The organism is Acutalibacter sp. LFL-21 (genome assembly GCF_025630755.1).
Classification (GTDB): domain Bacteria; phylum Bacillota; class Clostridia; order Oscillospirales; family Acutalibacteraceae; genus Acutalibacter; species Acutalibacter stercoravium.
This window is the reverse complement of the sequence record NZ_JAOTNT010000008.1, coordinates 42925-66053: the sequence shown is the minus strand read 5'-3', so window position 1 is coordinate 66053 and position 23129 is coordinate 42925. Positions and strand designations below refer to the sequence as shown.

Genomic DNA, 23129 nt, shown 5'->3' with positions numbered 1-23129 from the left:
CTCCCCCGTCTGTATTGCAAAACCCAAAAGGAGGGAATGCCTATGAACCCACCGGAACCCCAGCCTGCCCGGCGCCGCGGCCGGAAAAACCGCGCTTTTCACGACCTGCTGGCGGGCCTGGCCGCTGCAGCCTGCGTGCTGGCTTTCATGCTCTTCAGCTCGCGGTTGGGAACCGCGGCAGCCAGCGGGGAAACCCCACCCTCTTCCCCGCCCCCTGCCGCAAGCGCCAACAGCGCCTCTGAAAGCGAACAGCCAGGTGTGGACCTGGAAACGGCCTCCCCCCAAACCGGCCAGGATGAGATCCCTTTGCCGGAGGAGCTTCCCTGGAACCTTCGCTTGGTGAACAAGGACAACCCCCTTCCCCGGGATTTTTCCGTGGAGACCGCAGAGGCGGCAGAGGGCCAGCTTGACAGCCGGGCTGCCTCCGCGCTCTCTCAAATGGTGTCCGATATGGAAGCCCAGGGCCTTTCTCCCGTGGTCTGCTCCTCCTTCCGCACCTGGGAGGAACAGGAGGCCCTTCATCAAAACAAAGTGAACCGGCTTTTGTCCCAGGGCTATTCCCCGGCTTCCGCCGAGGAAGAGGCCTCTCGTTGGGTGGTGCCCGCGGGAACCAGCGAACACCAGCTCGGTTTAGCGGCCGACATTGTGTCGGCAGATTACCAGGTTCTGGAGGAAGAGCAGGAAAACACCCCCGAGCAGCAATGGCTGATGGCCCACTGCCAGGAATATGGCTTTATCCTCCGCTACCCAAGGGACAAGCAGAGCCTGACCGGCGTAGGGTATGAGCCCTGGCACTACCGCTATGTCGGGGTGGAAGCCGCCCAAGAAATCATGTCCCAGGGCCTCTGTCTGGAGGAATATTTGGGGCAGGCATAAGAAAAAGAGGTTGGTCCCTGCCAGCCTCTTTTTCTTATGCCTCTGATCCGGGGCGCTCACTCCTCCCTCTCCAGGGAGCGCTGGGCCGCAAACCCCTGGGGGTAGCGGCGCCTGAGCTTTTCAATGTTCCGGGAAAAGACCTCTTCCAGGTCCACATCCAGCGCAGTGGCTGTTTCCGCCAGATACCAGGCGACGTCCCCCAGCTCCTGGATCAGGTGCTCCCGGTCCAGCAGATGGCCCTGGGCCAAATGCTTTTTCACCACGTCGATGGCCTCCCCTGCCTCGCCGCACAGGCCCATGACCCCATTGATGAGCACATCCTTTTTGGCAAGCGCTGGATTTAGGGTGGCCATGGCCATTTTTTGATATTCGTTGACCGTCATAAAGCGGCAACCTCCCTCTTTCCTAAGGCTTTTTCAAGATCAGCCGCGTCTCCCCCGGATTCAGGCTGGGAAGAACGGCCCGAACCCGCGGATGGGAAAAGCCGCCGCGCAGCATATCCCGCAGCGCAGTCCCCCGCTGGTAGCCGTGGATCACCCGCAGCTCTGTGACCTCCGCGGGGGCGGTGTTCAGCCAGCCGGCAAGAAGATCCCTGGCGTCCCGCTCGTAAACTCCATGAAGGTCCACCGTGGCCAAGCTGCCCTGGCGTTGAAAACGCATTCAAACCCTCCTCCCAGCAGGAAAGGCCGCCCCAGCGGGCAGCCGCTTTTCTCTTTTCAGTATAGCCGGGCGGTGCGGGAAATGCAAGCCTCATTCCAGCACACGGAAGGCTTTCCATCTGCCGCCTTTGTAGCGCAGCAGCAGGATAACCGCCTTGACGCACCAGTCCCCCGCCATGGCCAGGGCAATGCCGATGACCCCCAGGTGCAGCCACACCCCCATCAGGACAGACAGGGCCACCCGCACCACAAGGGTGGAAAACAGGGAAATATACATGGTAAACTTCACATCTCCGGCGGCACGCAGCCCGTTGGAAAAGGGGCCGGAGATGGGATAGGCCACGGCGTTGAAGATATTGTGGATCACCACCAGCCAAAGCACCAAGTTTTTGGCTTCGGGGGAGAGGTCATAGAACAGGAGCATCACCGGGGTGGCCAAAAGCACCAAGGCGTTCCAGGCGATGGAGATGAAAAAGGTCAGCCGGGTAAGCTTTCTCATGTAGTAATCTGCGGCGTCCACGTCCCCCGCGCCCATGCACTGTCCCACCACAGTGATGAAAGCGGGGCCCATGGCAGACCCCACCAGCGCCGCCAAAGACCAAATGCTCTGGGCCACGCCATTGGCGGCGATCTGCACGGTGCCAAACATGGCGGTGATGGAGCTTAACGCCACTTTCGCCAGCTGGAACAGGCCGTTCTCGATGGAGTTGGGCACAGCGATGCCCAACAGCCTGCGCACCATGCTGCTGTTCCAGGTGAAGAGGCCGCCCCAAGTGAGGGCAGCGGGATTTTTCCCCCAAAAGCAAAGCACCGTCATGGCCACGGCCGCAAATACCCGGGAGATCGTAGAAGGCCAGGCCACGCCAGCCACCCCCGCGTGAAGGACAAAAATGCCGATAGCGTTTCCCACCACGTTGATGGCGTTCATCACCAGGGAGACATGCATGGTCACCTTGGTCTTGTTCATGCTGCGGTACAGGGCCGCGCCGGCGTTGTACAGGGCCAGGGCCGGATAGGAATAAGCGGAGATGCGTAGATAGACCAGGCCGGCCTGCATCACGTCCGGCTCCACCTGCCCAAAGAGCAGCCCCAGCAGGGGACGGTCCCACAGCAGGGTCGCCCCCATGCACGCCAGGGAAAACAGAAGGGAGAGCAGGTACAGCTGCCCTGCGGCCAGGCTGCTGTTCTTCCGGTCCCTGCTGCCGATATACTGGCTGACCACCACCGCCCCGCCGGAGGCCAGGGCCGTGAACAGAAAAATGAAAAAGATGTTCAGCATGTTCACCAGGGAAACGCCGGACACAGCGGCCTCTCCCGCATAGCTGACCATCAGCGTGTCGGCAATGCCCACCAGCATGGCCAACAGCTGCTCCACGAACAGCGGCACAATCAGTTTTTTCAGGTCCGAGTTGGAGAACAGCTTCTGCCCCTCTTCCACCTGCTGACCGGGCTCCAAAAGCCTGCTCCATATGCCTTTGAACGGCTGCATCCTTTCTCCACGCCCCCAACGAATTTTTCACACTTATTATACCGGGGCAGCCCCGCCCCTGTCCAATACCTGGTAAGAATCCCACAACATGCGCAAAGGGCATATATCCCCTTTACCCATGCTCACCCCTGCTAAAGAGGCCCTCTCAAAAAAGAAATAAACGATTTGTAAATTTTCTCTATTTTTGTGGACTTTTTCGGTGGGCCTGGTATAATGAGAATACTGACTCAGCGAGGAGGCATCTCAATTGAATCTCCCCTTACACCCGTCCTGGAGTGGGCCGCGCAGCGCCTTTTTTGCGCCCCTGCTCTGGGACAGTCTGTTTTTCAGGCGGCCTGTGGGAGAGATCGGCGGGCGGGTTCTCCGCCCCCAGCGGCGCCCCCTTCTAGCCAGAAAACACCCACCTGGATCTCTTGACAGAAAAAAGTAAGGAGGAATCTCGTTTGACCCCTCACAACACACCCCAAGCGGACCTGCTCAAGGAACTGCGCACCTCGTTAGAGGCGGGCCTCTCCAGCCAGGAGGCCCAACAGCGCCTTGGGCAATATGGGGAAAACAAACTGGCTGAAAAGAAGAAAAAGACCAACCTGCAGCGCTTTTTAGAGCAGTTCAAGGACGCCATGATCATCATTTTGCTGCTGGCCGCGGCAGTGAGCTTTGTGGTGGCCTGCTTTGGCCACGACCCCATGGAGTTCTTTGAGCCGCTGCTCATCCTGCTGATCGTTGTGCTCAACGCCGTGCTGGGCATGGTGCAGGAGGCCAAGGCGGAAAAAGCCCTGGATGCCCTGAAAAACATGTCCGCCCCCCATGCCCGGGTCCTTCGGGATGGGAAAGAACAGGTCATCGACGCCGCCCAGCTGGTGCCCGGCGACGTCATCCGCTTGGAGGCCGGGGACTTCATCCCCGCGGACGCCCGGCTGCTGAAAAGCGTCAGCTTAAAGAGCGAGGAGTCCGCCCTCACCGGCGAAAGCGTCCCCAGCGAAAAGGACGCCGCCGCCCTTGTGGAGGAGAAAGCCCCCTTGGGCGACCGAAGCAACATGGTGTTCTCCGGCTGCTCTGTCACATATGGAACTGCCACGGCGGTGGTCACTGGGACAGGGATGAACACAGAGATGGGCAAAATCGCCGGCCTGCTGGAAGGGGAAGAGGAGGGCCAGACCCCCCTGCAGCAGAAGCTGGCCCAGCTGGGAAAATACCTGGGCTTTGTGGCCCTGGCAGCCTGCGCGGTCATTTTTGTGGTGGGGCTGGCGGGCGGCATCAACGTGCTGGAAATCTTTATGACCGCCGTCTCTCTGGCGGTTTCCGCCATCCCTGAGGGCCTGCCCGCCATTGTCACCATCGTGCTGGCCATCGGCGTGCAGCGGATGGTGCGGAAAAACGCCCTGATCCGCCGCCTGCCCGCGGTGGAAACCCTGGGCAGCGCCTCGGTAATCTGCTCGGACAAGACCGGCACCCTGACCCAGAACCGCATGACCCTGGTAAAGCTGTGGGTAAACGGAGAGCCGGAACTTGAGACGGTTTCCGCCTCCAACACCCCGGCCGCCCGGGAACTGCTGCGCTACGGCGCCCTGTGCTGCGACGGCTCTGTGGTCTACAAAGAGGACGGCACCGAGCAGCACATCGGCGACCCCACCGAGACCTCCATCCTGGTGGCGGCCCACAAAAACGGCATGGAGCAGGACGAGCTGAACCGGCAGTATCCCCGGCTGGCGGAGCTGCCCTTTGACTCTGACCGGAAGCTGATGACCTCTGTCAACCAAATCGACGGGAAGATCGTGGCCATTGTCAAGGGCGCTTTCGACATGATGGCCGCCCGGTGCGTCTCTGGCGACCTGGAAGCCGCCAAGGAGAAAAATGACGAGATGAGCCGCGGCGCCCTGCGGGTGCTGGCGGTGGGCTATAAAATCCTGGAGGAGGCGCCGGAGGATCCCACCAGCGAGGAGCTGGAAAACGGCCTGACCCTTTTGGGCCTGGTGGGCATGATTGACCCGCCCCGTCCCGAGGCAAAGGCCGCTGTGGCCACCTGCCGCCAGGCCGGCATCAAGCCTGTGATGATCACCGGCGACCATGTGGTGACGGCCTCCGCCATCGCCAAAGAGCTTGGCATTCTGGAGGACGGAGACAAGGCCATCACCGGCGCCCAGCTGGACGCCATGACGGAGGAACAGCTGGACCAGGAGGTGGAGCACATCTCCGTGTACGCCCGGGTTTCCCCGGAGAACAAGATCCGCATTGTCAAGGCCTGGCAGCGCAAGGGCCAGGTGGTCTCTATGACCGGCGACGGCGTCAACGACGCCCCTGCCCTGAAGGCCGCGGACATCGGCTGCGCCATGGGCATCACCGGCACCGACGTGGCCAAGGGCGCCGCGGACATGACCCTCACCGACGACAACTTCGCCACCATTGTGGACGCTGTCCGGGAAGGCCGTGGCATCTACGCCAACATCAAGAAGGTGGTGGGCTTCCTTCTGGGCACCAATATCGGCGAGGTGCTCACCGTGTTCTTTGCCATGATCCTGTGGCACAAGACGCCCCTGCTCTCCATGCAGCTTTTGTGGATCAACCTGGTGACGGACAGTCTGCCCGCCATCTCTCTGGGCATGGAAGCGGTGGAGGCCGACGTGATGGACCACAAGCCCAAGCCTAAGAGCGAGGGCATCTTTGCCCACGGACTGGGCATTCAGGTGGTACTGCAGGGCTGTATGTTCGCCCTTTTAACCCTGGCGGCCTTTGTGCTGGGCCAGCGCTACGGCGGCAGCCTGGAGGCCGGCCAGACCATGGCCTTTATGGTGCTGGCCCTGACCCAGATTGTTCAATCCTTCAACATGCGCAGCCAGCGCTCTCTCTTCGCCATCGGCCCCTTCTCCAATAAGAAGCTGAATGGCGCCGCCCTGCTGAGCCTGGCGCTGGTGTGCCTGGTGCTGTTCACCCCGGTGCGCATCGCTTTTGGGCTGGTGCTGCTGCCCGCCTGGCTATACCTGGTGGGCCTGGGGCTGATTTTGGTTCCCCTGCCCGTGATGGAGCTGGCCAAAGCCATTGGGCTGGTGCGGCACCGGCATTAACACAAAGACCATAAGACAGCTTGCAAACCGCAAAAGCCGCGGCCTCTCCAAAGGAGCAGCCGCGGCTTTTCTTTTTTACCTGCCCGGGGCAGGGGTAGGCCGGAACGCGTTCTCTGTCCGATCCAAAACCACCTGGTCCTCCCGGCCGGAGTCCAACACAATATTGTCCCCCGCCTGGGCGTCCACCTGGACTGTAACCAAGGGTACCGGCTGCGCGTTGGCAATGCTCAACATGGCCCCCACCTGAGCAGAATAACAGGAGTCCTCCTTGCCGGCAGGCGCGGGGGCGGATTCTGTCACACCCACCATATAGTTGGAAGCAATGTAGTTTCCATAGCCAGAGGCAACGCGGACAATTACTGGGCGAACCCCTTGGGGGCGGATATACTCCTGGTCTATGACCTCGGAAAAATGGTTCCCAATCAAAGAATTGTGGAACCCCTCTATATGGACCAGGCCATAGGCGTCATCCAGGCCGTTATCATGGCTTTGCATGGGGGGCCAAGGTTCCCGGGAACGGTAGAAATGGTTGCTGGAGACCAGGTTTTCCGCGCAGTTGCTGTCCATTTCCAACATGCCTGGATAAAACGAATGGAAGCGGTTTCCTGTAATTGAGGAGCGGGCCACCCCAGACAGGTGGACGCTGCTTTTCCCCCGGGGAAACACATTGTTTGAGGAGACAAGAAGCCCCCCAAAGTTCTGGGCATAGATAGAATACCCCTTGTAGCCTGCGCCCAGCAGGTTTTCTGTCACCTTGCTGGCCTGGCCCCAACCCCGCAACTCGATGCAGCTCCCACACTCCGCGATGAAATTGTCATGGATGCTCAGCGCGTCCGCATGGTAGATAACCACCCCATGTTCCAAATAAACCATACCCATCCCGTTTAATCGGAACGAATCTTGGGCGCTTGCCACATAAATTCCCGTCTTCCCGTTAACATAGGTGTTTTCCGGATCATCCCGGCCGCCATCCTCTACAAAGTGCAGGCCGTCAATGCAGAAGTTCTCAAATTCCACCGAACTGATGCGGGGGTCGCCCTCCCGGTTGATATAAAATGCCGCCCCAGAGGTTTCATCCCCCGGGTCGGGAACCAGGTCCACTAGCACACGGCTCCCTCCCGGCCACATCTCATGCAGACTGGGCCACTGTTCCCTGGGAAGATTATACCGGATGCTGGAAGACACAAAGCCATGGCCCGAGCCCATAATTTTAACATAGCTGCGATCAATGACCACCTGGGTGCGCAGGTGATAATCTCCAGGCGGGAGGTAGATCACTGCCCCGGGCTTTCCCCCTTCATGGAAATCCGTCTGGCTTTGATGGGCTTTTAGATCTTCCAAAATACTATTAATGACCTGGCCTATGTCTTCCTGCGCATTTCCAATAGGCCACTGTGTCACGTCGTAATAATTCCCCACAGGACATCCCGCCTTTAGAATGAAATTTACTCAAATCAAATATAATATATCCGTTTCCGTCTGTCAACCTGTCCCCAAAGGGAAATCATTCTGAACGCAGAGCGGCCACAGGGTCCTTTTTCGCGGCGCTCCGGGCGGGAACCAGCCCGGCAATGAGAGTGATGGCCATGCTCAGGGCCACTAAGATCAGCGCGGCGCCCAGAGGCAGGGAGGTGGTCAGGGTCTCCGCCCCCAGCAGCTGGCGCATCAGGCTGTTGATGGGAAGGGTCAGCAGGGCGGAGACCCCCACCCCAATGGCCCCTGCCAGCAAGCCGATAATCAGCGTCTCCGCGTTGAACACCTGGGCAATGTTGCCCTTGGAAGCTCCAATGGCGCGGAGAATGCCAATCTCCTTGGTGCGCTCCAGCACCGAGATGTGGGTGATAATGCCGATCATAATGCTGGAGACGATCAAGGACACCCTCACAAAGGCAATGAGCACATAGGAGATCATATCCACAATGGAGGTGATGGAGCCGGCAAAGGCTGTAAGGACTGTGCGGCCCTTTTTCGTCCGCAGGTTGTTGAAGCTGAGGGCCAGGGAGGTGCCAAAGGACATCTTGGCCTTGCCCAGGTTGCGGTGCTCCAGCGGCTTTTCCGCGGGGGCGGGCGTATAGGGGTCCGAGTCGTCGATGATCTTCCCGTCCCGCAGCTTGACGATGCGGGTGGAATACCGCTGGGCCAGCTCTGGGTTGTGGGTGACCATCACCACAAGCCGGTCCTTGGCCACCCGTTTCAGAAGCTCCATGATCTGGATGCTGGTCTCGCTGTCCAAGGCGCCGGTGGGCTCATCAGCGAGGAGGATGTCCGGGTCGTTGACCAGGGCCCGGGCAATGGCCACCCGCTACATCTGCCCGCCTGACATCTGGCTGGGGCGCTTATGGAGCTGGTTTCCCAGCCCCACCTCCTCCAGGGCCTGTTTTTCCCGCTGCCGCCGTTCCCCCCTGGAGACGCCGCTGATGGTCAACGCCAGTTCCACGTTGGCCAGCACCGACTGGTGGGGGATCAGGTTGTAGCTTTGGAACACAAAGCCGATGGTGTGGTTCCGGTAGGAGTCCCAGTCCCGGTCCCTATACTGTTTGGTGGAAACCCCGTTGATGACCAGGTCCCCAGAGTCATAGCGGTCCAGGCCGCCAATGACATTCAACAGGGTGGTCTTGCCGGAGCCGCTGGGGCCCAGGATGGAGACAAACTCGTTGTCCCGCAGGCTCAGGCTCACCTGGTCCAGCGCCTGCTGCACCAAATCCCCGGTCCTGTACTGCTTAGATATCTTGTTGAGCTGAAGCATTACACCGTTCCTTTCCGCGGGCGCCTCCGCACAAGGCGCCTGCCGGCTGTATTGATGGTGCCCCCTCCATCTTTGCACAAAGGCCGCAAAAGAAATCTCACTCCATATTTCCGCTCGATTTCCAGAAGCGAGATATGTTTTTCCAGGTGCAGACGGATGTATTGCAGCTTTTCCTCTTTGCTCCATTTCCGATGTGGCGTTCCTTTCTTTCCCATTTCCTCTTCCTCCTTTTCTCTATCTTACCATAAAAAAGCAGACACCCACTTTTGTGAGTGTCTACTTCCATTTTACAGGTGCAAGCTTCTCGAAAGCGCATCTCTTTTTTTGCCGCGCAAAACTATCCCCGCAAGTCCCCGCTGTTTTGCAGGGATTCCCGCCGCAAAGAAGGTCTGCGGGCCTAGCCCTGCTCAAAACGAGGATACACGCCTATCTCAATTGTGGCGTACCAAGGAGCTTTAGGGGATCATCTCGATCAACTCATAAATCTTTTTTATGGTCCACTCTTTATTGATAGACAGCCTTGTAAGGCTGGAAATGGTGCCTACCCACTCTACACTCTCCATTTCTGCCTGCAAGTCCTGCTCCCAAGATGCCAACTGCCGGTTCAACTGGGCAAATTCCTCCGGAGGCAACACATACCCCAGGTATTGCACAATCCTCTCCATCAGGGTCTTCATGGTATCTACACTGTTTCCCAGAAGGTGCACGTTGGCGGTCTCGCTGACGGTTCTTTCCCACTCTGCCTCACAATATTCCGCCGCGCTTGCAAATTCCTCCCCCATACTTCCAGAGCGAAGCTGGAAGGAGACCTGCTGGCCGCCGGGGGCCTCAGTAAAGAAAAGAGAGAAGGATTGTAATGCGGAGGAATAGTTCCAAGTAGGAACATTTCTAGCCGAATCCCCAAAAGAGATCTTCACGGTGCAATTTCTCTCATCAATAGCATATGTAAAAGGAACAACGGCCGGGATAGGAGTGCCATAGAGGTTGATCCCCGTGCCATCAGCAAAAAACTGGTAACAGTCCAAGGACTGCACAGACGCATTCCAGGGGTGGGATACCAGAGCGTCTTGGATCTCGCTTCCTTCCGGCTCTTGCTCCGCTATCCCTTTCAGCTTCATATCAAATTTCATAAACACACTGGCCGCTTCGGCACGCGTCAGATTTTGTGCCGGATGAAAGTATCCCTCATCATCTCCCGCCATCAATCCCAGCGACCGAACCACATCAACCGCCTGTTCGGCCCATGAATCCACTTGTGCCGCATCTTTGAACGAAGAGACAGCGTCGGAGGCGGGAGGAAGCGAAATGTTTTCTATCTGAAGATAGTTGCGGAGAATCACAGCAATCTGCTGGCGGTTGATCGCTTTATTCGGCTCGAAGGTGGTATCGCTCGTACCGGCGACATACCCGTTGTCAAACGCCCAATTGACGTAGTCTGTGTACCAATTTTGGGGGACATCCATAAAACCCGCATCAGGAGCAGAGGAGACATTCGCCTCCGCAATCTTTGCGAGAACCGTTACAAACATAGCGCGGGTCATACTTCCCTCAGGAGAAAAAGTTCCATTTCCATTGCCTGCAAAGAGGCCGTTCTCAACCACATAAGTGACAGCGGGAGTATACCATGCACCATTTGGCACATCCGCGAACCGGGTTCCCGCAGCCTGTGCTGTCATCGTGCAGGGGGAAGCGGCCAAAAACAGCGCAGCTGACAAAGCCACCGCCGTGATGTGTTTACTGAGCAATTTCCTCATCTTGCTTCATTCCTTCCTTTTCATATGTAGAAAACTGAGGCCCTCTTACTTGATATTTTAAGTTTAGCATAAGACATCCGTTCGTGTCATTATAATAGATAAATTTTTCTGTCTATTTTTAAATATTTTCAAATAGCTTATACAGCCTTGGTATTTTTCGGAATGACTTCCATGCAGCGCCTGGAACAAGGGTTTCTCTCAAAAGCGCGGGACATGGATTTCTTTGCGGAGTTCGATACCGCCAAAAGTCTGGGACGGTTCATCCAGCTGCTGCACCAAAAAAACTACAATGTCACCGATATGCAGCTGGACAAGAGAGAGTACAAAAAAGGCGGGAATATCGGAGCGATCTTTCACATCAAAATGGACCAAGCCTCCTCCCACTCCGAAGTGATACAGACCCTCTCCGAATTTGAGGGATTACAGTTCATTGAGGAGATCCAATAATTCCCTTCCCCCGCTAAACCGTCAATAAACCGGCCCACGCTCTCCGTTGGGGCCAACCGGCTAGGAAAAAGAGATGCAGCTTCCCCTGGAGGCTGCATCTCTTTTTGAAAACCACCGCTTCTGTGGCAAGGAGGGTTCATAGATCAACGAACCCAGGCTTTTGGGCTCACTTGGAACAGCGAAGAAAAAAAGCCGGGGAAAGGAACCTATCACCTCGGCTGAAGGGGGGAGTGCCTAAAACCATAAACGCGGGCAAGAAAAAGCGCGAACCTCACAAAAGTGAAGTTCGCGCCTTGGGAGCGGCAGCTTGCCGCCTGAAAAGTGTTGACAAAAAAGATGCCCGCTACAAAGCGCGGGCACAAAAAACAGCGCACCCCACAAAAATGAGGTGCGCGTCTTGGGAGCGGCAGCTTGCCGCTGGTGGACCCAAAGGGATTCGAACCCTCGACCTCTCGGATGCGAACCGAACGCTCTCCCAGCTGAGCTATGGGCCCATAAAAGCTGCTCTCTTTCAAAGCAGCTTCTATATTTTAGCACAAGGCTGGGCGATTGTAAAGCGTTTTTACGAGTTTTTTGCGGCGTTGGCACGATTCTGGAACAGGTCGATGTGCAGCCACTTTCCCCGGTAAAGACGGATCATAAAGATCAAACCGCGGGCGCAGAGCTCGGCGGCCATGGCCAGCCACACGCCAATCAAACCCAGGCTGCCCACCAACACCAGGGACAGCGTGATGCGCACACCCCACATCGTGGCCAAATTGATGAGGAAGGGGCCCTTGGAGTCCCCTGCCCCCCGCAAAGCGCCAGAAGCCACAATGGAGGCCCCGAACAGAGGCTCGGCAAAGGCCACGATGCGCAGCACCTGGCTGCCCAGGGCAATCACCTCCAGATCCGTGGAGAAAATGCGGATCAGGGGCTCTGAAAAGAGGAAAAGCACCCCGCCGCCAAAGGTCATAATGGCCACGCCCATCCAGCTGACCATGCGGCCAAAGCGCTTGGCCAGGTCTTTTCTCCCGGCGCCAATCGCCTGCCCCACCAAGGTGGTGCCCGCCACCGCCACGCCGGAGGCCGGCAGATAGCTGATGGATTCCGCCGTCACTGCCAGGTGGTTTGCCGCCACGGCCACCGTGCCGATGCCGGTGATCAGGGCGGTGATGACGATTTGCGCCACGCACAGGGTAGACCTCTCCAGCGCGGCGGGAAGCCCCAGCCGCCAGGCCGTCAGCAGGCAGTGGCGCTCAAAAGGATAGCGCTGCTTCAGGCTGATCTGGATGGGGGATTTCTTTCGGAGCAGCACCACCAGGAACAGGCAGGCCACAATGGCGGTGGACAGCCCCGAGGCAAACGCCGCGCCCCCCACGCCCCAGCCGGCGCCCCAGACAAAGACCTCCCGGCCAAACAGCGTTACCGTGCGGGGGGCATAGATAAACACTGTGTTCAAAATTACGTTCAACACATTGATCATCAAATTCAAAAGCATGGGGGTGCGGGTGTCCCCCGCGCAGCGGATCACCGCACTGAGCATATTGCTCCCCAGGGTGAAGGGCATGGCGCAGGCCATGATGCGGAAGTAAAGGGAGGCGTCCCCCCGGATCGCGGGATCAGCCCCCAGCATGGCGGGCAGATAAAAGGACAGCGCAAACGCGACTGCCCCCATCATCACCCCGAAGATCCCCACAAACCGCAGGGCCTGCCAAGTGACACGCTTGGCGTCCTCCTGCCGTCCGGCGCCCAGGTGCTGGGCCACCTGCACGGAAAACCCGATGGCCGCCGCATTGAAAAAACCGTTGAACAGCCAGGTGGTGCTGGAGGTGAGGCCCACCGCCGCCGTGGCATTGGAGCCCAGGGAGCCCACCATGGCTGTGTCCACATACTGCACCAGGGTGAGCATGATCTGCTCGATGATGGCTGGCCAGGCCAAAAACAGCACGGCGCCCAGGGTGCCGCCCAAATGGGGCATTCCAGGGGCTGCCAGCATGGCCGCGATGCGGTCGTTTCCCTTCGCGCCCTTCATAGCTGATAGTCGATGCAGGCCCGGCCGTCCGGTTCCCGCAGCTCCTTCACAAACTGGCCAAACGCCACATGGGCCGGGTGCTTCTGATAGGTTTCCAGCTCTTCCAGGTTCTTGAACTGGGAGACCAGGATATAATCGTAGTTGGCGGGGGCGCTTCCCTCTGCGCCGAAGTAGACCTCCATCCCCTGGATCTGGGGGATCTGGTCCTTCAAGGCCATCATGCGGGCCTTGGCTTCCCGCAGGTTCTCCGCCTTGGTCTTGCCGTTGGCGGTCTCTTTAAATTTGAACATGACGATGTGCTGGATCATATTGCTGCCTTCCTTCCCGAATTTGAAATAAGATCGTATACAGGGACTATCTTATCGCATTTGGGCAAGGATTGCAAGACGCCTCTGCCGGAGGACCGTTTTTTCTCGGGGCACAGGAAAAGGCCCCGCCCGCGGGGGAGGAGTGGGGCCTGAGAGGATGCTCCGCTTTTCGCGCCGTGCCGCAAGGGCGTTACAGCTCCCCCCGGAAGAACCGCTCGTTGTAAAGAAAGGCCTCGTTGTCCGGCTTACAGTTTCCAGCCCTGCGGTTGTACTCCCGGGCAAGCTCTTCCTCCCCCATGCGGTAATAGCACACGCACAGCTGGATGCAGGGCAAAAACCCGTAGCAGTCCGGAGAGACAAAGGCGCCGGTTTGGTCGGGGCGTGGCCGGGAGAGGGCCGTCTCATACCAAAAGGCCGCAGTGGGATAGTCCCCCTTGTGGAAAAAGAACTGGCCCAGGTCGCAGCAGAGCTCCGCCCGTGGCGGGCCATACCGCAGGGCAGCGGCCAGGGCCGTGAAGGCTTCCTCCGGCTTTCCCATCCGGAGCAGGCAGCCTGACAGGTCCCGGCAGGCCTGCAGCTCGTTTTCCACCCAGCCCCGGCCAGTGGATAAAAACTCCTCAAAAAGCCAGGCAGCCTCCTCGTCCCGGCCGTGGGCCGCCAGCTCCCGGGCGTAGTAAAATTGCTCCCGGGGAGAGAGCTCCTTCCCCTGGGAAAGCAGGCCCTCGAAAATGCGCAGGTTCCGGTCGGGGTCGCCGGGGCGGGTTTTCCGATGGGAAATAGCCGCGCCGTCCCAAGTGACCACATTCCCTACCGGGGCCACCGCCTCGTGGACAGCCCCCCGGAAGGACAGCCCGGAAAGCCGCCGGATGAGCCGCTCCCGATAGTAGGTGAGCACGGGCCTGCCCCCTTCGTCAAAGGCGGCGTGATAGGGCAGCATCACCACATCGGTCTGGGGGGGAAGCGCCTGTTTCAGCTCTAAAAAGCCCTGCCGGTACTCTGGGTCGATCACGTCGTCGGCGTCCATCCACAGGCAGAACTGCTGGGTGGCCTGGGAAAGGGAAAAGTTTCGCGCCTGGGAGAAGTCCTCCGCCCAGGGGAAGTCAAAGACTCTGTCCGTAAACTTCCGGGCAACCTCCTTGGTGGAATCGGTGCTTCCCGTATCCACAACCACCATCTCCTCCACCAGCCCCTGAACGGAGGAAAGGCATCGCGAAAGGACATCCTCCTCATTTTTCACAATCATACACAGGCTGACGGTAATCAAAAAAGCACCCCTTTTCTGTGGTTTTCCGGCACATGTACGGGGGGAGGGCCGAAGCCCTCCCTTGGGTGTGGCTCAGGCGGTGGGAACATCCCCCAGCCGCACCACGGTCAAGGAACTGTTGGCGAAGGGGAACCCCGCCTGTACGGGCACGGCTGTCAGAGTGGAGGGGGTGGTGTCCACCTGGAAGGGCACCGTAAAGGACAGGGTAGAGGCCTCCGCGGACGAGGCGAAGGTGTGGGTGGCCGAGGCGCCCGGCAGCGTGGCGCCATTGAGCGCCAGGTTCACCGTAAGGGTGGCGGGGATGGAAGCCCCCGTCTCCGTGGACACAGTGCTGTGGAAGGAAGCCTGGTAGATGCCGGGCTGGTTGATGACAATATCCGCGCTGCCCGGCTGATGGGACAGGGAATTTCCCGAAGCCAGGGCGGTGGCCGCAAAGGCCAAGGGCGTGCCCGCCGCGGAAGTCTGGGAGGTGTCGTCCGTCACAGCCAGCACATCCGCAGGGCCGGTGGCGCCCGTGGCTCCGGTAGCCCCTGTGGCGCCTGTGGGGCCGGTGGCGCCCTGGGGACCGGTGGGGCCTGTGGGTCCGGCAACGCCCTGGGGACCGGCAGCTCCTGTGGGGCCGGTGACGCCGGTGCTACCAGTGGCTCCTGTGGGGCCCTGGGAACCGGTGGCGCCGGTAGCACCAGTGGGACCGGTGGCTCCCATGCTGCCCGTGGCCCCTTGGCCGGTGGGGCCAGTGGGGCCCGTCACACCGGGCAGCCCTTGAACACCCTGGACCCCCTGCGGGCCGGTGGGGCCCATGGGGCCTTGGGGACCTTGGGGGCCTTGCAGCCCCTGCACGCCCTGGGGACCTGTGGGCCCGGTGGGCCCGGTCTCACCGGGAACGCCTTGGGGGCCCTGAGGTCCTTGGGGACCGGGCACGGGGCAATAGGTGGGGCAGGGGCAAGGGCAGGAGGGACGGCAGCCGGGATCGCCGTGGCCATCATTGGGCCGGTAAATATTCATAAGCGGTTCTCCTCTCCTTTATGCTTTTCCGGAGGGCGAAAACCCTCCACTGCTAGGATATGCGGGCAGGCCGAATCGGTGCCAGTCCAGAAGAGGAGTTGTTCTATTTTCAATATAAAAAAGCCCCCGGGATGCTCTCCCGAGGGCCGTTCTCATGGCAGCAAGATTCAGCTGTGGTCGAACTGGCTGTTGTACAGCTCGGCGTAGAAGCCGCCCTTTTGCAGCAGGCTCTCGTGGTTGCCCAGCTCGACGATATGCCCGTCCCGCATGACCAGGATGGTGTCCGCATCCCGGATGGTGGAGAGCCGGTGGGCCACGATAAAGCTGGTGCGGCCCTGCATCATCTTCTGGAAGGCCTTTTGAATACGGATTTCCGTGCGGGTGTCGATGGAGGAGGTGGCCTCGTCCAGAATGAGCATGGGCGGCAGGCACAGCATCACCCGGGCAATGCACAACAGCTGCTTCTGCCCCTGGGAGATGGAGCCGCCATCCTCCCCAATGACCGTGTCATAGCCCTGGGGCAAGCGCTTGATGAAGCTGTGGGCATGGGCGGCCTTGGCGGCCTCCACCACTTCCTCCAGGGTGGCCTCTGGCTTGCCATAGGCGATGTTCTCCCGGATAGTGCCCCGCTTCAGCCAGGTATCCTGAAGCACCATGCCGTAGCTGCGGCGCAGGCTGTGGCGGGTGATGTCCCGGATGTCCGTGCCCTCCACCTGGATGGAGCCGCTGTCCACGTCGTAAAAGCGCATCAGCAGGTTGATGACAGTGGTCTTGCCGCAGCCGGTGGGGCCCACCAGGGCCACCCGCTGGCCGGGCTTCACCTCCAGATTGAAATTCTCAATGAGGGGCTGCTCCGGCCGGTAGGAGAAGGCAACATTTTGAATGGACACCTGGCCTTGGGCGTTTTCCAGCACTCGGGCGCCCGGGGCGTCGGGGCTCTGAGCGGGCTCCTCAATCAGTTCAAAGACCCGGCCGGCGCAGGCCAGGGCGTTCTGCAGCTCTGTCACCACGCCGGAGATTTCGTTAAAGGGCTTGGTGTACTGGTTGGCGTAGCTCAAAAAGGCGGAGAGCTGGCCCACGGAAAGCCCGCCGCCCACCACGCTCAACGCGCCCACGATGCCCACGCCGGTGTACACCAAGGAGTTGACGAACCGGGTGGAGGGGTTGGTGATGGAGGAGAAGAAGATGGCCCGCAGGCTGCACTTGCGCAGCCGCTCGTTGATCTCGTCAAACTGCTCCAGGGATTTCTTCTCCTGGCCGAAGGCCTGCACCACCTTCTGGTTGCCAACCATCTCTTCCACAAAGCCGGTCTGCTCCCCACGCACCTGGGATTGCAGCCGGAACATATCATAGGTGCGCTTGGCGATGAAAGCCGCCACCAGCAGGGACACCGGCGTGATGACCACCACCACCGCGGTGATGACCACATTGACGCTGAGCATGAAGATCAGCGTGCCCAGGATGGTAATGACCCCGGAGAACAGCTGGGTAAAGCCCATGAGCAGGCCGTCGGCGAACTGGTCCACATCGGCAATGACCCGGCTGACCACCTCCCCGGTGGGGCGGGAGTCGATATATTTCAGGGGCAGGATCTGGAGCTTGCGGAAGGCCTCGTTGCGGATGTCCCGCACCACCCGGTAGGTGATGCGGTTGTTGATCAGGTTCATCACCCACTGGGCCAGGGCGGCAATGCCCACCACCACGGCGATCTCCACCAAGATCTTAACAATACCGGCAAAGTCCACCTGGCCGGGGCCCACGATCAAGTCCACCGCATCGCCGGTGAGGATGGGGATATACAGGGTGCCCGCCACCGTCACCGCGGCCAGCAGGATGGAGAGCCCCACCAGCGCCCAATAGGGCCGGATGTATTGCAGCACCTTTTTCAGCGTGCCCTTGCGGGCTTTCTGCCCCTTCATGCCGTCGCCCCCCTTTCTTCCCGCTGGAACTGGGACTCAAAGATCTCCCGGTACACTTCACAGTGTTTCAAAAGCTCCTCGTGGGTGCCAATGCCTACGGCTTCCCCATCGTCCAGCACGATAATCTTGTCCGCGTACCGGATGGACGAGGCCCGCTGGGACACGATAAACACCGTGGGCCCGCCCTCCATTTGGCGGATCGCTTTCCGCAGCCGGGCGTCCGTGGCAAAGTCCAGGGCGCTGGCGCTGTCATCCAAAATCAAAATCTCCGGTTTGCGCACCAGGGCCCGGGCAATGGTCAGCCGCTGCCGCTGACCGCCGGAGAAGTTCTTTCCCCCCTGGGACACAGGCTCGTCCAAGCCGCCGGGTTTTTCCTCCACAAAGTCCCTGGCCTGGGCGGTCTCCAGGGCCTGCCACAGCTCCTCGTCGGTGGCGTCGGGCTTGCCCCACTTCAAATTGTCCCGAATGGTGCCGGTGAACAGCACCGCCCGCTGGGGCACCACCCCCACCTTTTCCCGCAGGGAGGCCAGGGGATAATCCCGGACGTTGTGGCCGTCCACCAGCACGTCCCCCTGGGTGGCGTCATAAAACCGGGGGATCAAGTTCACCAGGGAGGACTTCCCGCTGCCCGTGCCGCCGATGACGCCCACTGTCTCCCCGGGCTTTACGGAGAAGCTCAGGCCAGAGAGGGATGCCGCGCCGGCCCCCTGGTAGGTGAGAGCCACATTCCGAAAGGTAACCCGTTCCTGGTTCTGCTCCACCACATTGGAAAGGGCCTGGGGGGCTTCCATGGAGGACTCTGTATCCAGCACGCCCTGCACCCGGCTGGCACAGGCCAGGGCTTTGGTGATGTTGATGATCAGGTTGGCCAGCTTGATAAGTTCCACCAAAATCTGGGACATATAGTTGATAAGGGCCACCACCGCCCCCTGAGTGATGATGGCGGTGTCCACCCGCACGGCGCCCACCCAAATGAGCACCACCGTGGCCAGGTTGATGATGACATAGGTCACCGGGTTCATCAGGGCGGAAACCCGGCCCACATGCTCTTGCAGCTTGGTCAGGGCGTTGTTCTCCGTCTCAAACCGGCCGGTCTCCGCCTCTTCCCGGCCAAAGGCCCGGATGACCCGCACGCCGGTCAGGTTCTCCCGGGTGTTCCCCAGCACCCGGTCCAGGCCGGCCTGCACCTTTTTGTACCGGGGCATGGTCCACAGCATGACGCCGAACACCACCACCGCCAGCAGGGGGATCGCCACTACAAAGACCAACGCCGCGGGCGCATCGATGGTAAAAGCCATCACCATGGCCCCAAACACCACAAAGGGGGAGCGCAGCAGCAGCCGCAGGGCCAGGTTCAAGCCGTTCTGCACCTGGTTGATGTCACTGGTCATGCGGGTGATCAGGGTGGAGGTGCCCGCCGTATCCATCTCTGTAAAGCTCAGCTCCTGAATATGGGCAAACAGAGCGCGGCGCAGCTTGGCCGCCACCCCCACCGAGGCCTTTGCGGCAAAAAACTGGGCCGTAATAGAGCACACCAGCCCAATGACGCCCAGGGCGGCCATCACCAGGCACATGCGCCCAATGTACCCCCGGTCCCCGTTGGCAATGCCCACGTCGATGACGGCCGCCATCACCAGGGGGACCATCAGCTCAAAAGAGGCCTCCAGCAGCTTGAACAAGGGCCCCAAAACGCATTCCTTTTTGTAGTCCTTCATATAGGCGAACAGGCTTTTCACAAGGCGATCGTTCCTTTCCATCAACAGATAGGCTTATTGTACCATAAAACCCGGTGCATTACAAAGGGAGAACTCCACAAAGGGCCGGGGCGATTTTCGGCGGGGGAAAGATTCTTTACAGAGGCTGGCGCAGGAATCTCATACCGCCGCTCTTGGAAAATGCGGCGGCGGAACCCCTCTTTTTTGTGCGGGTTGCAAAAATAAAAGAAATTCTTAATTTTCAGTTGCTTTTTCCCCTCTTTTCTGCTATCATGTGCTTACAGGGTCCCCGCAACTGACGGATTTCGTGGATTGCACCACGGGGGAGCGGGAAAAGGGCCTTTTTGCCGACCGTCTGGGCAGTGTCGCCGTGCGATGCTGCCCTTTTTTTCGCCCGCGGCACCCTTCGTTTTCAATCACCCCTTGTTATATAAAGAAAGGATGGCGCCCTTATGAAACGGCAGGAATGGAACGGCTTTGTTGGCGGACTGTGGGAAGATGAGATCGACGTCCGCAACTTTATCCAAAAGAACTATACCCCCTACGGCGGGGACGGCAGCTTTCTCTGCGGCCCCACCCAGCGGACGCTGAGCGTCCGCAAGAAGTTTGAGGACCTGCTTTTGCAGGAGCACGCAAACGGCGGCGCCCTGAAGGTGGACACCGAGACCGTCATCACCCCCACCAGCTTTGGCCCCGGCTACCTGGACAAGGAGAAGGACATCATCGTGGGCCTGCAGACCGACGAGCCCTTGAAGCGGGCCTGCAACCCCTTTGGCGGCATGCGCATGGTGCGCTCCGCCTGCAAAGCCTATGGCTATGAAGTCTCCCCCAAAATTGAGGAGGAGTTCAAATACCACAAGACCCACAACGACGGCGTGTTCTCCGCCTACACCCCGGAGATCAAGGCCGCCCGCCACGTGGGGCTGATCACCGGCCTGCCCGACGCCTACGGCCGGGGGCGCATCATCGGCGACTACCGCCGGGTGGCCCTGTACGGCATCGACCGGCTTATCGAGCAGAAGAAGGCCGACAAGATCGCCCTGGGGGACTGCGTGATGAGCTCCCCCTCCATCCGGGCGGCGGAGGAGCTGCACGACCAGATCCAGGCCCTGGAGGACATGAAAACCATGGCCCAGATGTACGGCTACGACATCTCCGGCCCTGCCAGCAACGCCCGGGAGGCCGTGCAGTGGCTGTACTTCGGCTATCTGGCCGCCATCAAGGAACAGAATGGCGCCGCCATGAGCCTGGGCCGGGTGTCCACCTTCCTGGACATCTACTTTGAGCGGGATTTGAAAGCCGGCGCCCTCACCGAGGAACAGGCCCAGGAGATCTTCGATGACTTTGTGCTGAAGCTGCGCATGGCCCGCCACCTGCGCACCCCCGAGTACAACGAGCTGTTCGGCGGCGACCCCATGTGGATTACCGAAAGCGTGGGCGGCATGGGCGAGGACGGACGTCCCCTGGTGACCAAGTCCTGCTTCCGCATGCTGCAAACCCTGTACAACCTGGGGCCCGCGCCAGAGCCCAACCTCACCGTGCTGTGGAGCGCCCACCTGCCGGAGAACTGGAAGCGCTTTACCGCCAAGGTCTCCTGCGACACCGACGCCCTCCAGTATGAGAACGACGACGTGATGCGCCCTGTTTACGGCGACGACTACGCCATCGCCTGCTGCGTTTCCGCCATGCGCATTGGCAAGGATATGCAGTTCTTCGGCGCCCGTGCCAATTTGGCCAAGCTGGTGCTGCTGGCCATCAACGGCGGCCGGGACGAGCTGAAGGGCGACCAGGTGGGCCCCAAAATGCCCGTGTGGCCCGAGGAGTACCTGGACTACGACCAGCTGATGGAGCGCATCGACTTCTACCGCCCCTGGCTGGCCAAGACCTACGTCAACGCCATGAACATCATCCACTATATGCACGACAAGTACTCCTACGAGAAGAGCCAAATGGCCCTCCACGACTCCACCGTGCGGCGGCTGATGGCCTTTGGCATTGCCGGCATGAGCTGCATGGCCGACTCCCTCTCCGCGGTGAAGTACGCCAAGGTCAAGTGCATCCGGGACCCGGAAACGGGCCTTGTCACCGACTTTGAGACCGAGGGCGACTTCCCCAAGTTCGGCAACAACGACGACCGGGTGGACCAGATCGCTTGCGAGCAGGCGGAGAAGTTCTACCACGCTTTGTGCCAGTACAGCCTGTACCGCCAGGCCCGGCACACCTTGTCCATCCTCACCATCACCTCCAACGTAATGTACGGCAAAAAGACCGGCAACACCCCCGACGGGAGAAAGCACGGAGAGCCCCTGGCCCCCGGCGCCAACCCCATGTCCGGGCGGGACGTGAGCGGGGCCCTGGCCTCTTTGAACTCGGTGGCCAAGCTCTCCTACGACTACTGCCGGGACGGCATCTCCAACACCTTCTCCATCACCCCTCAGGCCCTGGGCAAGACGGAGACCCAGCGCATTGACAACCTGGTGAGCATCCTCACCGGCTACTTTGCCCAGAACGCCCACCACCTGAACGTGAACGTCCTGAACCGGGAGACCCTCATCGACGCCTATAACCATCCCGAGAAGTACCCCAGCCTGACCATCCGTGTCTCCGGCTACGCGGTAAACTTCTACAAGCTCTCCCGGGAGCAGCAGCGGGAGGTCATTTCCCGTACCTTCCACGTCTCCCTCTAAGCCATGAAGGGACGGGTCCATTCCATCCAATCCCTGGGGGCGGTGGACGGCCCCGGGGTGCGGTATGTGGTGTTTTTGCAGGGCTGTCCCCTGCGCTGCGCCTACTGCCACAACCCGGACACCTGGGATTTCTCCGGGGGAGAGGAAAAGGAAGCCGCAGATTTGGCCCGGGAAATCTGCCGGTACAAGATGTACTTTGGGGACAAGGGCGGCGTCACCGTCTCCGGAGGGGAACCCCTGATGCAGCCCGCCTTTGTGGGGGAACTGTTCTCCCTGCTCCACGGGGAGGGCATCCACACGGCATTGGACACCTCCGGCGTGTGGGCCGACTGGAGCGGCGCCTGCCAGGTGCTGGATCACACGGATTTGGTTTTGGGCGACTTGAAATTCGCCACACCGGAGGAATACCGGCTCCACTGCAAGGCGGACATGGAAAAGCCCCTGGCCTTTTACCGGCTGGCGGAGGAGCGGGGCGTCCCCCTGTGGGTGCGGCACGTGGTGGTGCCGGGGCTTAACGACAGCCTGGAGGACATGGGGAAGATCAAGGCCCTGGCGGAGAGCTTTTCCAACCTGGAGAAAATCGAGTGGCTGCCCTTCCATAACCTATGCGTGGAGAAGTATCAAACCATGGGCATCCCCTTCCCCCTGGCGGGGACGGACAACATGGACGAGGAAGCGCTGCAAAGGCTGATGGACAGCCTTTGACCGCGAAGCTGATTTTACAAAAAATGTGACAGGGGGCCAAAGATGGATTTTATAAAAATCGGGGCTGAAGATTTTGAAGGCCTCATGGTCTTGCAAACGGCGTACAAAGCCGAAATTGGCGAAGCTGCGCCTACCAGCGCGGAGTTTGAGAGCTTGAAAGAAGCAATCGAAAAGGGGCAGATACATTTTTACGGGTGCAGATGTGATAACGCGCTGGTAGCGTGCTGTTCTATCTGCTATACATACTCGACTTTTCACTATGGCAAAGCGGGAGTATTTGAGGATTTTTACATCCAGCCAAAATACCGCCATCAGGGGATCGCGCGGAAGCTGGTTTCTTTTGTGTATGAGCAAAGCGGTGTGGGCTCCCTCACCGTTGGATGCGCTGACTGCGACCTGCCAATGTACCAGTCCCTGGGGTTTCGAATTCCGTTGGGGAACATGCTGGCCTTTGGAGAATAAATGGGGCGCGGAGCAGC

The 23129-nt window shown here is 59.9% G+C and carries 17 protein-coding genes, 1 tRNA gene, 1 pseudogene and 1 riboswitch; of the genes and pseudogenes, 6 read left to right on the top strand and 13 right to left on the bottom strand.

What is annotated here, in order from left to right; translation table 11 throughout:
• The first annotated feature begins 36 nt into the window (after positions 1-36).
• Positions 37-876: a M15 family metallopeptidase gene (locus ODJ80_RS10760; RefSeq protein WP_442863914.1), complete on the top strand. Its 840-nt coding sequence runs from the start codon at positions 37-39 to the stop codon at positions 874-876.
• Positions 877-932: 56 nt separating this feature from the next.
• On the opposite strand, the gene ODJ80_RS10755 is transcribed toward ODJ80_RS10760, so the two are convergent.
• The 3 genes from ODJ80_RS10755 to ODJ80_RS10745 all read right to left on the bottom strand — a co-directional run bounded on the left by ODJ80_RS10755 (position 933) and on the right by ODJ80_RS10745 (position 3024).
• A complete protein-coding gene (locus ODJ80_RS10755; RefSeq protein ID WP_263042073.1) occupies positions 933-1259 on the bottom strand; it encodes a nucleoside triphosphate pyrophosphohydrolase family protein in 327 nt (108 codons plus the stop codon).
• 22 nt (positions 1260-1281) lie between these two features.
• Positions 1282-1536 (bottom strand): Smr/MutS family protein, encoded by a 255-nt coding sequence (locus ODJ80_RS10750; protein ID WP_263042072.1) that lies wholly within the window; start codon positions 1534-1536, stop codon positions 1282-1284.
• Positions 1537-1626: 90 nt separating this feature from the next.
• A complete protein-coding gene (locus tag ODJ80_RS10745) occupies positions 1627-3024 on the bottom strand; it encodes an MATE family efflux transporter (RefSeq protein WP_263042071.1) in 1398 nt (465 codons plus the stop codon).
• 413 nt (positions 3025-3437) lie between these two features.
• Here ODJ80_RS10745 and ODJ80_RS10740 point away from each other — a divergent pair, with 413 nt between their 5' ends.
• Positions 3438-6086, top strand: coding sequence for a calcium-translocating P-type ATPase, PMCA-type (locus tag ODJ80_RS10740; protein ID WP_263042070.1), 2649 nt, complete (start codon positions 3438-3440; stop codon positions 6084-6086).
• 75 nt (positions 6087-6161) lie between these two features.
• Here the strand turns inward: ODJ80_RS10740 and ODJ80_RS10735 are convergent, their stop codons facing one another.
• The 3 genes and pseudogenes from ODJ80_RS10735 to ODJ80_RS10720 form a co-directional block, all read right to left on the bottom strand.
• On the bottom strand, positions 6162-7505 hold the full coding sequence (locus ODJ80_RS10735) for a NosD domain-containing protein (RefSeq protein WP_178863161.1): 1344 nt from the start codon (positions 7503-7505) through the stop codon (positions 6162-6164).
• Between the two features lie 85 nt (positions 7506-7590).
• Positions 7591-8832, bottom strand: a pseudogene (locus ODJ80_RS10725) (ABC transporter ATP-binding protein/permease).
• 455 nt (positions 8833-9287) lie between these two features.
• Positions 9288-10586, bottom strand: coding sequence for an S-layer homology domain-containing protein (locus ODJ80_RS10720; RefSeq protein WP_263042069.1), 1299 nt, complete (start codon positions 10584-10586; stop codon positions 9288-9290).
• A 213-nt stretch (positions 10587-10799) separates the two neighbouring features.
• Between ODJ80_RS10720 and ODJ80_RS10715 the strand changes: the two genes are divergently transcribed.
• On the top strand, positions 10800-11033 hold the full coding sequence (locus tag ODJ80_RS10715; RefSeq protein WP_178863165.1) for a hypothetical protein: 234 nt from the start codon (positions 10800-10802) through the stop codon (positions 11031-11033).
• A 418-nt stretch (positions 11034-11451) separates the two neighbouring features.
• On the opposite strand, the gene ODJ80_RS10710 is transcribed toward ODJ80_RS10715, so the two are convergent.
• The 7 genes from ODJ80_RS10710 to ODJ80_RS10680 all read right to left on the bottom strand — a co-directional run bounded on the left by ODJ80_RS10710 (position 11452) and on the right by ODJ80_RS10680 (position 19279).
• Positions 11452-11527 (bottom strand) — tRNA-Ala (locus ODJ80_RS10710).
• A 68-nt stretch (positions 11528-11595) separates the two neighbouring features.
• A complete protein-coding gene (locus ODJ80_RS10705) occupies positions 11596-13047 on the bottom strand; it encodes an MATE family efflux transporter (protein ID WP_263042067.1) in 1452 nt (483 codons plus the stop codon).
• Positions 13044-13355 (bottom strand): Dabb family protein, encoded by a 312-nt coding sequence (locus ODJ80_RS10700; RefSeq protein ID WP_263042066.1) that lies wholly within the window; start codon positions 13353-13355, stop codon positions 13044-13046. The genes ODJ80_RS10705 and ODJ80_RS10700 overlap by 4 nt, the downstream gene beginning before the upstream one ends.
• Positions 13356-13545: 190 nt before the next feature.
• Positions 13546-14619 carry a glycosyltransferase gene (locus tag ODJ80_RS10695; RefSeq protein ID WP_263042065.1) on the bottom strand — a complete coding sequence of 358 codons (1074 nt, stop codon included), beginning with the start codon at positions 14617-14619 and terminating at the stop codon, positions 13546-13548.
• A 72-nt stretch (positions 14620-14691) separates the two neighbouring features.
• Positions 14692-15624 carry a spore surface glycoprotein BclB gene (locus ODJ80_RS14095; protein WP_317619898.1) on the bottom strand — a complete coding sequence of 311 codons (933 nt, stop codon included), beginning with the start codon at positions 15622-15624 and terminating at the stop codon, positions 14692-14694.
• Between the two features lie 167 nt (positions 15625-15791).
• Entirely contained in the window at positions 15792-17543 is a 1752-nt protein-coding gene (locus ODJ80_RS10685; RefSeq protein ID WP_263042064.1) for an ABC transporter ATP-binding protein, read from the bottom strand.
• The gene (locus tag ODJ80_RS10680; protein WP_263042063.1) at positions 17540-19279 is read right to left on the bottom strand and encodes an ABC transporter ATP-binding protein; all 1740 of its coding nucleotides are present in this window, start codon (positions 19277-19279) and stop codon (positions 17540-17542) included. Before ODJ80_RS10680 ends, ODJ80_RS10685 begins: the two co-directional genes overlap by 4 nt.
• Positions 19280-19539: 260 nt before the next feature.
• Positions 19540-19626: riboswitch (ZMP/ZTP riboswitch) on the top strand.
• Positions 19627-19710: 84 nt separating this feature from the next.
• Here ODJ80_RS10680 and pflB point away from each other — a divergent pair.
• The 3 genes from pflB to ODJ80_RS10665 are packed head-to-tail and all read left to right on the top strand — an operon-like array spanning position 19711 to position 23112.
• On the top strand, positions 19711-21945 hold the full coding sequence (gene pflB, locus ODJ80_RS10675) for a formate C-acetyltransferase (RefSeq protein ID WP_263042062.1): 2235 nt from the start codon (positions 19711-19713) through the stop codon (positions 21943-21945).
• A 3-nt stretch (positions 21946-21948) separates the two neighbouring features.
• Positions 21949-22650, top strand: a complete 702-nt coding sequence (pflA, locus tag ODJ80_RS10670; protein ID WP_178864564.1) for a pyruvate formate-lyase-activating protein — start codon at positions 21949-21951, stop codon at positions 22648-22650.
• 42 nt (positions 22651-22692) lie between these two features.
• Complete coding sequence (locus ODJ80_RS10665) at positions 22693-23112, top strand: GNAT family N-acetyltransferase (RefSeq protein ID WP_178864563.1); 420 nt, start codon at positions 22693-22695, stop codon at positions 23110-23112.
• The last annotated feature ends 17 nt before the right edge of the window (positions 23113-23129 follow it).

Excerpts from the sequence above, each read along its gene's own strand:
- ODJ80_RS14095 (WP_317619898.1), bottom strand. The coding sequence starts at position 15,624 with ATGAATATTTACCGGCCCAATGATGGCCACGGCGATCCCGGCTGCCGT.
- ODJ80_RS10760 (WP_442863914.1), top strand. The coding sequence starts at position 37 with ATGCCTATGAACCCACCGGAACCCCAGCCTGCCCGGCGCCGCGGCCGG.
- ODJ80_RS10705 (WP_263042067.1), bottom strand. The coding sequence starts at position 13,047 with ATGAAGGGCGCGAAGGGAAACGACCGCATCGCGGCCATGCTGGCAGCC.
- ODJ80_RS10745 (WP_263042071.1), bottom strand. The coding sequence starts at position 3,024 with ATGCAGCCGTTCAAAGGCATATGGAGCAGGCTTTTGGAGCCCGGTCAG.
- ODJ80_RS10715 (WP_178863165.1), top strand. The coding sequence starts at position 10,800 with ATGGATTTCTTTGCGGAGTTCGATACCGCCAAAAGTCTGGGACGGTTC.
- pflA (WP_178864564.1), top strand. The coding sequence starts at position 21,949 with ATGAAGGGACGGGTCCATTCCATCCAATCCCTGGGGGCGGTGGACGGC.
- ODJ80_RS10755 (WP_263042073.1), bottom strand. The coding sequence starts at position 1,259 with ATGACGGTCAACGAATATCAAAAAATGGCCATGGCCACCCTAAATCCA.
- ODJ80_RS10700 (WP_263042066.1), bottom strand. The coding sequence starts at position 13,355 with ATGATCCAGCACATCGTCATGTTCAAATTTAAAGAGACCGCCAACGGC.
- ODJ80_RS10685 (WP_263042064.1), bottom strand. The coding sequence starts at position 17,543 with ATGAAGGGGCAGAAAGCCCGCAAGGGCACGCTGAAAAAGGTGCTGCAA.
- ODJ80_RS10750 (WP_263042072.1), bottom strand. The coding sequence starts at position 1,536 with ATGCGTTTTCAACGCCAGGGCAGCTTGGCCACGGTGGACCTTCATGGA.
- ODJ80_RS10665 (WP_178864563.1), top strand. The coding sequence starts at position 22,693 with ATGGATTTTATAAAAATCGGGGCTGAAGATTTTGAAGGCCTCATGGTC.
- pflB (WP_263042062.1), top strand. The coding sequence starts at position 19,711 with ATGAAACGGCAGGAATGGAACGGCTTTGTTGGCGGACTGTGGGAAGAT.
- ODJ80_RS10720 (WP_263042069.1), bottom strand. The coding sequence starts at position 10,586 with ATGAGGAAATTGCTCAGTAAACACATCACGGCGGTGGCTTTGTCAGCT.